This window comes from Edwardsiella sp. EA181011, assembly GCF_000800725.1.
In the GTDB taxonomy this organism is placed as follows: Bacteria; Pseudomonadota; Gammaproteobacteria; order Enterobacterales; family Enterobacteriaceae; genus Edwardsiella; species Edwardsiella anguillarum.
In genome coordinates this window covers 1900663-1913243 of sequence record NZ_CP011364.1, presented here as the reverse complement: position 1 = coordinate 1913243, position 12581 = coordinate 1900663, and the positions used below count along the sequence as shown (strand labels likewise).

Genomic DNA, 12581 nt, shown 5'->3' with positions numbered 1-12581 from the left:
GGTTTACTCCTCCCGTGAATCGTGTTGATCCGCCTGGTTACGCTTCTGCTGGCGACCCAGCTCACGCACAGCCATCAGGCTCACCCCGGCCAGGATCCCCAGCGCGCCGCCGATAAGACCGGTGGCCGTCGGCGAGATATGCCCACCCTCTTTGTTATCCACCAGCGGTTTTTCCGCGCGCGGCGTCGGGTTTTCTACGCTGGAGAGCTGGAAGATCCCCTTGGTAAAGCCGACACCCTGCTCGTTACAGCCGTAGCACGGGTGGCCGATGCCCACCGGCCAGATGCCGCCGCCGATGTCGCAGAACTCCAGCGTCGAGCAGTTGCCGTAGGTTTCCGGCCCCTTACAGCCGAGGTGATACAGACACCAGCCCTGACGGTGGCCATAGTCACCGAACTCTTTGGCGAAGCGGCCTGCGTCGAAGTGCGGGCGACGCTCGCAGTTCTCGTGGATCAGGCGCTCGTAGGCGAACAGCGGACGGTGCTTGCTGTCCAGCTCCGGCAGCTTGCCATAGGTGATGTAGTAGACCACGGTGGTCAGGAAGTTATGCGGGTTAGGCGGGCAGCCCGGGATATTGATCACCGGACGACCCAGCGCCTCTTCCAGGCTGACAGCGCCGGTCGGGTTACCGCCGGTAGCCGGAACGCCGCCCCAGGCGGAACAGGAGCCGATAGCGATCACCGCGGCCGCATCGGCGGCGGCCTTACGGATCTGATCGACGATAGGCTCGCCGGCCACCATGCAGTACACGCCGCCGTCTTTCAGCGGAATAGAGCCATCCACCACCAGGACATATTTGCCCTTGTAGCGCGCCATGGCGTTGTGCAGGTTTTCTTCAACCTGATGACCGAAGGCTGATGACAGTACCTCATGATATTCCAATGAGATGGTATTCAGCAGCAGCGTTTCCAGCGTCGGGTGCGTGGAACGCAGCAGGGCCTCGGTACAGCCGGTACACTCCTGGGCACCGATCCAGATAACCGGAGGACGCTGCGGACTGGTGATCGCTGCCGCCATTTCCGCCGCCGCATTGGAGCTTAACCCTAGTGTGGCGGCCATGCCCGCGCACAGTTTCATAAAGTCACGACGATTGATGCCGTGAGCGGATAAAAAAGAATCCTCAACCATTCTGCAGTTTCCTGTTTATGCGCATTCGTCTGGTGGAATGCTTTCAGGGGCGCAATGCTAAGGATTTGCCCCCCCCGCTGTGGTTGATCTTCATCAAGTTGACTGGCTTTTTTTACGCGATAAGGATATTTATGTGAAACAGAGCGATTCAGCCCTGACCATCTGTTCAAAAAGCCCTCAATTAATTCATATAATTATGCTATAGCGCCATTAGACACCTTAATAACTATCAGCCTATCTATTTCACATGATTATTATTTAGCGACGGTCATGACCTCCGCGCCGCGCCGCCGCCTCCCTCTTTTTGATTAACCGAGAGCCCAGTCGATAGCGTAAATATCTCTTCCCACAGTCCCAAGAATAGGCGCTGAGCATTGCTTTTATTTTTACGGCGCAGATCCGCCGCCTTCCTCGCAAAACGCAGCGCCTGTGCTACTTTTTCCGGCAGCGGTCAGGATGCTGCACCGAAGCCCTCTCCCGGCACCCGAGCGCCCGCGGCGGGCCGACGAGATGCCGCGGGTGGCGCCCCGCACCACGGTTAAACAAAGCATCAACAGACAAGACTTTAAGCTAAAAATACCGCAAAAAAATAAAGTTATGATGACGATTAAGAACACCCCGCGTTACATATCAGCTAATTGGATGAATTATGGGTTCTTTTTTTAAACAGCTGTACCGCTACTCCCACCCACGCCCCTATCGCCATAACGAAAATCTTTGGCCATACGTAAAAATCACGCGCGGCGACGGCGGTGAAATTGTAACGTTAGATTACAAAAAACAGCCGATCCCCATCGTCCCGCTGAGCCAGCTGCAGCGCAGCAGTCACGGTAAGGTGCTGCTGACGGCGAGCGGCCCGTCGGTCAATACGCTCTGTTTTGAGCAGCTCCCCGCCATGCCCGCCGTCGGGGTGAACGGCGCCTACTTTTTACATCACAAGGTTGACTTTACTTTTTACGTTATCATCGATATGGGGTTTATCGATCGGCGTCCGGACGTCGTTCTGGAGGTGATTAAACAGTGCGGATTAACCCTGTTTACCACCGTTCACGGTATGGCCCGCATCCTCGACCGCTTTACCCTCGGCGCCCTCCGCTGCCGCCTGGCCATCATTGAGGATATCGCGGAAAAGGTCTATTGCCCCAGCCTCACGCCTCGCCAGCTTAGGGCGCACTATGGGCAGGACCGCAGCATACAATTTTCCGACAATGAGCAGAGCATTGGGTTCAGCCAGGATATCCGCCGCGGCATCTTCGACGCGGGCACCGTCGTCTATTGGGCGCTGCAGATCGTCGCCTACCTTGGCTTTAATACGATATTTATCGCCGGGCTGGATATGAACAATTTCGACCGTCCCCGTTTCTATGAGACCCTGGGCAGCATGCTGCCGACCTTTTTAGCCGATAAAGTAGAACCGCTGATCATCCCGGCCTTTCTGCATGCAAGCCAGGTGATGAAGGCCAATAATATCGACATCAAAAATCTCTCGCTGAATAGCGCGATCGACGACGCTATTTTTGAAAAAATTGACGCCCGGCGCTACTTTCAGCAATGGAGTCCTCATGTGGAAAAGGCTGAGCCCGGCATCATATAATTGCCATAGGTACGGACATTCGCGTCGTTGGGTGACGTGTCAGACATCATCGCAGGATAAAATCAGAGAAAACCCTTTAAGGGTCTCTTAATATTTTTCAGCTAGTCTACAATGTCACGAACCCATGAGAGTGAGAGACCATGCAACGCTTTAGTAAAATACAAATATCCCTGCACTGGATAACGCTGCTGCTGATTGCCATCGCCTATATCAGCATTGAGTTCCGCGGCCTGTTTGCCAAGGACTCACCGGCCTATCTATTGATGCGCGAAGTTCACTACAATGCCGGCGTACTGGTATGGATTGCGATGCTGATACGCCTCGGGCTACGTCACATCCTGCCGGATCCGCCGATCCTGCCGCCGCCGCCGCGCTGGCAGCATCTGGCGGCGCGCATGATGTACCTGACGCTCTACCTCTGGTTCCTGGCGATCCCGCTGCTGGGCGTCACCTTGATGGCCTACGGCGGTAAAAGCTGGTCGCTGTTTGGCATGACCATCGCCCCCTGGGTTACGCCGGATCCTTCCATGAAGTCCGTGATAAAAGAGTGGCACGTGGTGCTGGCCAATATCGGCTACGCCCTGATCGCTATGCACACCGCCGCCGCGCTGTTCCACCACTATGTCATCCGTGATAACGCGCTGCTGCTGATGATGCCGCAGAAAAAAACGCGCTGATCCGCCTCAGGCGCCGACGCCGGCGCCTGAGATCGCCCCGCCCCTCCCCCGCTTACCTATCCAACATAAATTAAGAAGCACGAAGCAACTATTCACCTGTATGATATGTATCCTTAAAACGCCGTTCCCAGCCTGCGTGATGATCCGCGCACCGCATTAAACTGCGCCCCACTGGGAGAGGCCGGTACCGCTCCGATTACGCTGCTGCGTGCAGCCCAGGCAAAGGAAATGTGAACATCATGAAATGGCTCTGCTCATTCGGTCTGATCAGCGCTCTATTGACGGCGCCGGCGCTGGCCGGAACGTCAGGCTACCCCACCCAGTGGCCCGATCCCACCCTGCCCCGAGACGCCTTTGTCACCCAGATGCTGCAGCGAATGACCCTGGCGGAAAAAATCGGCCAGCTGCGGCTGATCAGCGTCGGCCCCGATAACCCCAAGGAAAAGGTCTACACGATGATCGCCGGCGGCCAGGTCGGCGCCATCTTCAATACCGTCACCCGACCCGGGATCCGCGGCATGCAGGATCAGGCCGTGCGGCACAGTCGAATGAAAATCCCACTGTTTTTCGCCTATGACGTCATCCACGGGCAGCGCACGGTATTTCCCATCAGCCTGGGGCTGGCCGCCAGCTGGGATCGCGATCTGGTCACCACCGTCGGGCGCATCTCGGCCTATGAGGCCAGCGAAGACGGGCTGAACATGACTTGGGCGCCGATGGTCGACATCACCCGCGACCCGCGCTGGGGCCGCACCTCGGAGGGCTTTGGCGAAGATACCTATCTCACCTCAGAAATGGGGCGTCTGATGGTCAAGGCGATGCAGGGGCGTCACCCGGGCGATCGCCATGCGCTGATGACCAGCGTCAAACACTATGCGCTCTACGGCGCCGTTGAAGGCGGGCGCGACTACAACAGCGTCGACATGAGTCCTCAGCGCATGTTCCAGGACTACCTTCCCCCGTACAAGGCGGCGCTGGACGCCGGCAGCGGCGGTGTGATGGTCTCCCTGAACGCCATTAACGGTACCCCGGCCAGCGCCGACCCCTGGCTGCTGAAAACCCTGCTGCGCGACCAGTGGGGCTTTCAGGGCATCACCATCAGCGATCACGGCGCCATTAAGGAGCTGATTAACCACGGCGTCGCCCGCGATCCCCAGGATGCGGTGCGCCTGGCGATCCAGTCCGGTATCGATATGAGCATGAGCGACGAATACTACAGCCAGTACCTGCCGGGACTGGTGAAAAGCGGCCGGGTCAGCGCCGCCGCCGTCGATGATGCCTGCCGCCACGTACTGAACGTGAAGTACGACATGGGGCTGTTCCACGATCCCTATCGCCATCTCGGCCCCGTCGGCAGCGATCCCCAGGACACGGACGCCGAAAGCCGCCTGCACCGCGCCGAGGCGCGCACGGTCGCCGCCCAAACGCTGGTGCTGCTGAAAAACCGCCTGGATACCCTGCCCCTGGCGCGCCGCGGCACCCTCGCCGTCGTCGGTCCGCTGGCCGACAGCCAGCGCGACGTGATCGGCAGTTGGTCGGCCGCCGGCAAGCCTGCGCAGGCCGTCACCCTTCTCAGCGGGATCCGCAACGCCATGGCCGGCCATGGCCGCGTGCTGTACGCGCGCGGCGCCAACGTCAGCAATGACGCAGACATTCTCCAGTTTCTCAATCAGTACGGCCCCTCCGTCAGCGTCGACCCGCGTCCCGCCCAGGCGCTGATCGATGAGGCGGTCACCGTGGCCAGACAGGCCGATGCGGTGGTGGCGGTCGTCGGCGAGGCGCAGGGGATGGCCCACGAGGCCTCCAGCCGCACCCATATCGATCTGCCGCAGAGTCAGCGGGATCTGATCGCCGCCCTCAAGCAGACCGGCAAGCCGCTGGTCTTGGTGCTGATGAATGGGCGTCCGCTGACCCTGGTACGCGAAGATCAGCAGGCTGACGCCATCCTGGAGAGCTGGTTCCCCGGTACCGAGGGCGGCAACGCCGTCGCCGATGTTCTGTTCGGCGACGTTAACCCCTCCGGCAAGCTGCCCATCTCTTTCCCGCGCTCCGTCGGCCAAATTCCCACCTACTACAGCCGGCTGAATACCGGCCGGCCCTACGATCCGCAAAAGCCGGAGAAGTACACGTCGCACTACTTCGATGAGGCCAACGGCCCGCTCTACCCCTTCGGCTACGGACTGAGCTATACCCGCTTCACGCTGTCGGAGATCACCCTGTCGGCCCCGCAGATGGCGCGCGATGGGCAGATTGAGGCCAGCGTCACCGTCACCAATACGGGCCCGCGCGCCGGGGCCACGGTGCTGCAGCTCTACCTGCAGGATCCCGTGGCCAGCATCAGCCGCCCGCTGAAGAGCCTGCAGGACTTCCGCAAGGTGATGCTGCAGCCGGGCGAACGCCGCCGCGTCAGCTTTACCCTGACGCCGCAGCAGCTGCGCTTCTGGAACGCCCAGATGCAGCAGGTCATCGAGCCGGGGCGCATCAACGTGTTTATCGGCACCGATGTCCAGCGGGTGAAGCGCGCCCACTTCGAGCTGTTATAGCCCGGCGCTTTTCTTATGCGCCCGCGGGCGCATAATCAATCTCATCGCCCCGGCGCCGCCGGGGCCGCCGTATCTTTAGGGGGAGCGCTATGTATACCTGGCCAAGCCTGCTCGTCATGATTATCTTCAGCCTCGGCATGACCCTGCTGTCGATCATGCTGGGCGTGGAGAGTCCCTGGGTCCGTCTGTGTATCTTCTTCATCAGCGCCTTTGCCTGCGATCTCTTTTTCTCCATTACCCGCTAGATAAAAAAATGCCGGGCCCCTGGCCCGGCATTGTCTCATCGGTGCCCCCTATCAGGGCAGCGGCTGTGCCAGCTGTACCAGCGAAATCAGCGTCTGCGGGAAGATCCCCGTCAGCACCACCAGCACGCCAGAGAGCAGCACCACCACCCCACCGGCGGTGAGCGCCCAGTTATTCGGGGTGTCGCGGATCAGCGTCTGCGGCGCGCGTAGGTACATGCTGACCGCTACGCGCAGGTAGTAGTACAGGCCGATCGCGCTGCCGACCACCACCGCGCCGACCAGCCACCACAGCCCGGCGCTGACGCCCGCCATCACCACGAACAGCTTACCGATAAAGCCCAGGGTCATCGGGATGCCGGCCAGGGAGAGCATGGATACGGTCATCACCGCCGACAGAATCGGCTTATGCCAGAACAGGCCGCGGTAGGAGTAAAGCGACTCGGCATCCGGCCCGCTATAGGGGCTGGACATCAGGCTAACGATACCGAAAGCCGACAGGCTGGCGAACAGATAGCCGGCCAGATAGACCCCGGCGGTCTCGATCGCAATGCCCTCGCTCTGCACGGCGATCAGTGCCACCAGCAGATAGCCCAGGTGGGCGATAGAGGAGTAGCCCAGCAGACGTTTGATGTTGCTCTGGGTGACCGCCATCAGGTTACCGAACAGGATGGAGCAGAAGGCGATGACGCCCAGCACCACGCGCACCGCCTCGCTGTCTGTCGCCGGCAGCAGGATGAACAGACGCAACAGCACGGCAAAGATGGCGATCTTGCTGGCGGTCGCCAGGAAGGTCGACACCGGCGCCGGCGCCCCCTGATAGACATCCGGCGTCCACAGCTGGAACGGCGCCAGCGACAGCTTGAAGCCAAAGCCCACCAGCATCATGCCCAGCCCCACCAGCACCAGCGGCTGGGTCAGCATGCTGCCGCCCAGCGCATAGCCCAGACCGGCAAAGGAGAGATCGCCGGACTGCGCGTACAGCAGCGCCATGCCGAACAGCAGGAAGGCGGACGCGGCGGCCGAGAGAATGGCGTACTTGATCGCCGCCTCCAGCGAGCGCTTCTGGCGATAGGCGTAGCCCACCAGACCGAACAGCGGCAGGGAGATAAGCTCTATCCCCAGGAACAGCGCCGCCAGATGGTTGGCGCAGGCCAGCAAGATCCCGCCCAGCGTGGCGATCAGCACCAGCAGGTAGAACTCGTCGCGGTTATCCGGATAGCCCTGCAGCCACGGGTAGGCAAAGGTGCAGGTCGCCAGCGCGGAGAGCAGCACCAGCGCGGTGTACAGCATGGAGAAACCGTCCACATGCATCAGCGGAGTAATGTCGCTGGGCACCGCGGCGGCCACCAGAAACAGCGACAGCAGCGCCGCGTTCAGGCCAATCACGGTCACCGTCGCGTTGACGAAGTGGTTGCGTCGCCACGCAATGCACAGCATCACAACCACCACCGTCAATCCGACGATCAACAGCGGTAGCAGTGCGATCAGATTTTGAGGAGTTATTGTCATGGCGATTTACGGCCTTGTGGTTAAAGTTGAAGCAGAAGCGAACCAATGCTGAATATTGCCCATCGCCGCGCTGGAGGTATCTAGCACCGGCTGCGGGAAGATCCCCAGCAGCACCAGCAGTACCACCAGCAGCAGAATCAGCGACAGCTCACGTACGCTCAGACTGGCCAGCGGCTGGTCTGACTTGGGCGCGCCGTAGTAGGCGCGCTGCATCATCACCAGCGAATAGACGGACGCAAACACCAGGCCGAAGCTGGCGACCACCGTCGTCACCGGCACCACCTGGAAGCTGCCGAACATCATCATAAATTCACCGACGAAGTTACCGGTGCCCGGCATCCCCAGGGTCGCCACGGCGAAGAATAGCGACAGTGCGGGCAGGTACTTCACACGCCCCCACAGGCCGCCCATCTCGCGCAGATCGCGGGTATGCAGGCGCTCATACAGCTGACCGGTAATGATGAACAGCCCGGCGGCGGAGAGGCCGTGCGCGATCATCTGCACCACCGCCCCCTGGAACGCCAGCTGACTGCCGGAGTAGATGGCGATCATCACAAAGCCCATGTGCGACACCGAGGTGTAGGCGATCAGACGCTTGATATCCGTCTGGATATAGGCCATCCAGGCGCCGTAGAAGATCCCGATCACCCCCAGCGCCATAGCGATAGGCGCGAACTCGAGCGAGGCCTGCGGGAACAGCGGCAGGCTGAAACGCAGCAGGCCATAGGCCGCGGTCTTCAGCAGGATACCGGCCAAGTCGACGGAGCCGGCGGTCGGCGCCTGACTGTGCGCGTCCGGCAGCCAGCCGTGCAGCGGCACCACCGGCATCTTCACCGCAAAGGCGATAAAGAAGCCCAGCATCAGCAGATACTGCACCGTGTGGCTCATCGGCGTGTTGAGCAGCACCTCATAGTCGAAGCTCAGCACCCCGGTGGCGTTGTAGTGCACCCACACCAGGCCGAAGATGGCGATCAGCATCACCAGACCGCTGGCCTGGGTATAGATGAAGAACTTGGTCGCCGCGCTGATGCGCGTCTTGCCGTCGGATCCCTTATGGCCCCACAGGGCGATTAGGAAGTACATCGGCACCAGCATCATTTCCCAGAAGAAGAAGAACAGGAACATGTCGATGGCCAGGAAGACGCCGATCACCCCTGCCAGGATCCACAGCAGGTTAAGGTGGAAGAAGCCCTGGTACTTATGGATCTCATTCCAGGAGCAGAGGATGGCCAGCACCCCCAGCAGCGCGGTCAGCACCACCATCAGCAGCGACAAGCCGTCGAGCGCCAGATGGAAGGAGATGCCCAGGCTCGGGATCCACGGCACCATGAAGCTGGACTGCCACTGTGGAATACCCGCCGCCTGGGTCAAGCCATAGTTGCCCTGCAGCCACAGGTACAGCGACAGCAGCAGCGTCAGGCCCATGGCCAGCAGCGCAATCCAGCGCGGCGCTTTCAGCCCCAGACGCTCGCCCTGCCAGGACAGCAGACCGCCAATCAGCGGGATAAGAATTAGCCAAGGTAATAACATGGCGTTTGGTTTCCCTTATTCTGAATACATTCAAACGGAGGAGACAGGGGTCGTCCCCTCACCCGCTTTAACGAGATTCACTTAACCAATAATAACAGCGCCAAAACGACCACTGCCCCAACACCCATCGACGCTGCATACCAGCGCAGCTGCCCGTTTTCGCTGACGGCCAGCGCACGGTTGCCCAAGCGGGCCACCAGCGCAAACAGGTTCATCATGCGATCGAGCGGATCGCGCCGCAGCAGCCAGGCGACGGCCTTAAATGGCTTAATAAAGATCTGCCGGTACAGCCAGTCGAATCCCCAGGCATGGAACCACCACGTGGAGAGGAAACGCCCCGGCACGCTGTTGGCGATCCCGTTGACCAGGCTGCGCTGCCCCAGATAAAGACGCGCCGCCAGCAGTACCCCGGCGATGGCGACGATGGCCGATACCACCTCCAGCGTCACCTTGCCCCCCTCACCCTCAGGCATGGCGGGCAGCACCCCGGCCAGCGGCGGGGTGATCAGCGCCCCGACGAAGGTAGAGAGGATCATCAGCACGATCAGCGGCAGGTTGTGGCTCAGCCCCTTCACCTCATGGGCCTGGGTATGCGCCTCGCCGTGGAACACGATGAAGATCATCCGGAAGGTATACAGCGAGGTCAGGAAGGCGCCGATAAGCCCGGCCATCATCAGGTTGACATGGCCCGAGGCCAGCGCTCCCCACAGGATCTCATCTTTACTGTAGAATCCGGCGGTGACCAGCGGCAGCGCCGCCAGTGCCCCCCCGCCCACCAGGAAGCACAGGTAGGTCAGCGGCAACTTGTGGCGTAGTCCGCCCATCTTGAAGATGTTCTGCTCATGGTGGCAGGCCAGAATAACCGAGCCGGAGGAGAGGAACAGCAGCGCCTTGAAGAAGGCGTGGGTCATCAGATGGAAAATCGCAGCATCCCAGGCCTGTACCCCTAGCGCCAGGAACATATAGCCGATCTGGCTCATGGTGGAGTAGGCCAATACCCGCTTGATATCCGTCTGCACCAGCGCGGCAAAGCCGGCCAGCACCAGCGTCACGGCGCCGATAATCCCCACCAGGTGCAGCACCTCCGGCGCCATCACGAACAGGCCATGGGTCCGGGCGATCAGATAGACCCCGGCGGTCACCATGGTCGCGGCGTGGATCAGCGCAGAGACCGGCGTCGGGCCCGCCATGGCATCGGCAAGCCAGGTCTGCAGCGGCAGCTGAGCCGATTTACCCACCGCGCCGCCCAGCAGCATCAGCGTCGCCCAGGTGATGGCCGGCGAACCGACCGCCAGCTGCTGCGGCGCCAATACCATCAGCTCGCGGATATTCAGGGTACCCAGCTGGTGGTAGAGGATAAACAGGCCGATGGCCAGGAACACGTCGCCGACGCGGGTCACGATGAATGCCTTCATCGCCGCCGCACCGTTGGCCGGATTGGTGTAGTAGAACCCGATCAGCAGATAGCTGCACAGCCCCACCCCTTCCCAGCCGAGGTACATCAGCATCAGGTTATCCGCCAACACCAGTACCACCATGCTGGCGATAAACAGGTTGGTATAGGCGAAGAAGCGGGAGTAGCCCTCCTCCCCGCGCATATACCATGAGGCGAACAGGTGGATCAGGAAGCCGACGCCGGTCACCACCGACAGCATGGTCAGCGACAGGCCGTCCAGGCTGAGGGTCACCGGAATGGTAAAGTTACCGACCGCCATCCAGTTCCACAGATGCTGGCTATAGGCTGCACCGGCCGCATTGTGACTCAGAAAGTTGGCGCCGACGTACAGGGTGACCAGCGCCGCTAGACCGACGGAACCGACCCCGATGATCGCGGTGTGATTCTCCGACAGACGGCCGCGGGAAAAGGCCAGGATCAGAAATCCCAGCAGCGGCAGCAGAATGGTTAAATAGAGTAGGTTCATCCGCGCATCTCACTGACAGTATCGATATTCAGGGTGTTGCGGCGACGATGCAGCTGCAGCAACAGCGCCAGACCGATAGAGGCCTCCGCCGCCGCCAGACTGATGGCCAGGATATACATCACCTGCCCGTTGGCCTGGCCCCAGACGCTGCCGGCCACCACAAAGGCCAGCGCCGCCGCGTTGATCATGATCTCCAGACTGATCAGCATGAACAGCAGGTTGCGGCGGATTAACAGGCCGGTCAGCCCCAGCGCGAACAGAATGGCTGCCAAGATCAGCCCATGTTGTAACGGGATCATGCGCGCTCCTCCGCTTTATTACGTACCGCCATCGCCGCCGTCCCCTGGGACGCGGCCTTATTGCTCAGTACCTCGCCCGGATGGTGTTCACGACCGATGTGGAAGGCCACCACCAGGCCGGCCAGCAGCAGCATTGAGACCAGCTCCACCGCCAGCACATAGGGCCCGAACAAGGCAATCCCCACCGCCTTGGCATCCACGGCGCGACCATCGAGGACACCACCCTGCAGGGTGCTAATCGCATACAGCACCACCGCCAGCAGGATCAGCGACAGCAGCGCCGGACCGATCCACACGCCGGGCTTCAGCCAGGCGCGCTCCTGCTCGACCACCGAGTGGCCCAGGTTGAGCATCATCACCACGAAGACGAACAGCACCATGATGGCGCCAGCGTAGACGATGATCTCCAGCGCCCCGGCAAAGTAGGCGCCGAGGGAGAAGAACACCGCCGCCACCGCCAGCAGCGAGACGATCAGGTACAGCAGCGCATGCACCGGGTTGGTGTGGGTGATCACGCGGATCGTCGCCAACACGGCCACCAGCGCCGCAGCGTAAAAGGCAAATTCCATGCTCGGCTCCTTAGGGCAACAGACCTTTGACGTCGATCGGTTTGGCTTCGTTTTCGGCCTCGCCCTTGGCTTTGCCATCGATCGCCATACCGGCCATACGGTAAAAGTTGTAGTCGGGGTATTTCCCCGGCCCGGAAATCAGCAGATCCTCTTTCTCATACACCAGATCCTGACGACGGAACTCCCCCATCTCAAAATCCGGCGTGAGCTGCAGGGCGGTGGTCGGACAGGCCTCCTCGCACATGCCGCAGAAAATACAGCGGGAAAAGTTGATGCGGAAAAACTCCGGATACCAGCGGCCATCCTCGGTCTCCGCCTTCTGCAGCGAGATGCAGCCGACCGGGCAGGCCACCGCACACAGGTTGCAGGCCACGCAGCGCTCGGCGCCGTCCGGATCGCGCGTCAGCACGATACGGCCGCGGTAGCGCGGTGGCAGGTATACCGGCTCCTCCGGATACATTTTGGTTTCGCGTTTGGCGAAAGCATGCAGGCCTATCATCCACAGGCTGCGCACTTGGGTGCCGAAACCAACCACTAACTCTTTCAATGTCATGGTTACACTCAC

At 60.9% G+C, this 12581-nt stretch carries 11 protein-coding genes; 4 read left to right on the top strand and 7 right to left on the bottom strand.

Going from position 1 to position 12581, the window contains the following annotated elements; genetic code table 11:
- Positions 1–3 precede the first annotated feature (3 nt).
- The gene (hybO, locus tag QY76_RS08505) at positions 4–1128 is read right to left on the bottom strand and encodes a hydrogenase 2 small subunit (protein ID WP_012849197.1); all 1125 of its coding nucleotides are present in this window, start codon (positions 1126–1128) and stop codon (positions 4–6) included.
- Positions 1129–1777: 649 nt separating this feature from the next.
- Here hybO and QY76_RS08500 point away from each other — a divergent pair.
- The 4 genes from QY76_RS08500 to QY76_RS19055 all read left to right on the top strand — a co-directional run bounded on the left by QY76_RS08500 (position 1778) and on the right by QY76_RS19055 (position 6187).
- The gene (locus tag QY76_RS08500) at positions 1778–2722 is read left to right on the top strand and encodes a sugar glycosyltransferase (protein ID WP_034162613.1); all 945 of its coding nucleotides are present in this window, start codon (positions 1778–1780) and stop codon (positions 2720–2722) included.
- A 140-nt stretch (positions 2723–2862) separates the two neighbouring features.
- The gene (locus QY76_RS08495) at positions 2863–3399 is read left to right on the top strand and encodes a cytochrome b (protein ID WP_045424251.1); all 537 of its coding nucleotides are present in this window, start codon (positions 2863–2865) and stop codon (positions 3397–3399) included.
- A 239-nt stretch (positions 3400–3638) separates the two neighbouring features.
- Positions 3639–5942: a beta-glucosidase BglX gene (gene bglX, locus QY76_RS08490; RefSeq protein ID WP_045424247.1), complete on the top strand. Its 2304-nt coding sequence runs from the start codon at positions 3639–3641 to the stop codon at positions 5940–5942.
- An 89-nt stretch (positions 5943–6031) separates the two neighbouring features.
- The gene (locus QY76_RS19055; RefSeq protein ID WP_167549803.1) at positions 6032–6187 is read left to right on the top strand and encodes a hypothetical protein; all 156 of its coding nucleotides are present in this window, start codon (positions 6032–6034) and stop codon (positions 6185–6187) included.
- A 51-nt stretch (positions 6188–6238) separates the two neighbouring features.
- On the opposite strand, the gene nuoN is transcribed toward QY76_RS19055, so the two are convergent.
- The 6 genes from nuoN to nuoI form a co-directional block, all read right to left on the bottom strand.
- Complete coding sequence (nuoN, locus tag QY76_RS08485; RefSeq protein ID WP_034162616.1) at positions 6239–7696, bottom strand: NADH-quinone oxidoreductase subunit NuoN; 1458 nt, start codon at positions 7694–7696, stop codon at positions 6239–6241.
- Positions 7697–7702: 6 nt separating this feature from the next.
- A complete protein-coding gene (gene nuoM, locus QY76_RS08480; protein ID WP_034162617.1) occupies positions 7703–9226 on the bottom strand; it encodes an NADH-quinone oxidoreductase subunit M in 1524 nt (507 codons plus the stop codon).
- A gap of 77 nt (positions 9227–9303) precedes the next feature.
- Complete coding sequence (nuoL, locus tag QY76_RS08475) at positions 9304–11148, bottom strand: NADH-quinone oxidoreductase subunit L (RefSeq protein WP_045424244.1); 1845 nt, start codon at positions 11146–11148, stop codon at positions 9304–9306.
- The gene (gene nuoK, locus QY76_RS08470; protein ID WP_045424241.1) at positions 11145–11447 is read right to left on the bottom strand and encodes an NADH-quinone oxidoreductase subunit NuoK; all 303 of its coding nucleotides are present in this window, start codon (positions 11445–11447) and stop codon (positions 11145–11147) included. The genes nuoL and nuoK overlap by 4 nt, the downstream gene beginning before the upstream one ends.
- Positions 11444–12016 (bottom strand): NADH-quinone oxidoreductase subunit J, encoded by a 573-nt coding sequence (nuoJ, locus tag QY76_RS08465; RefSeq protein WP_034162619.1) that lies wholly within the window; start codon positions 12014–12016, stop codon positions 11444–11446. The genes nuoK and nuoJ overlap by 4 nt, the downstream gene beginning before the upstream one ends.
- A 10-nt stretch (positions 12017–12026) precedes the next feature.
- Positions 12027–12569, bottom strand: coding sequence for an NADH-quinone oxidoreductase subunit NuoI (nuoI, locus tag QY76_RS08460; protein ID WP_005288223.1), 543 nt, complete (start codon positions 12567–12569; stop codon positions 12027–12029).
- Positions 12570–12581: the final 12 nt, after the last annotated feature.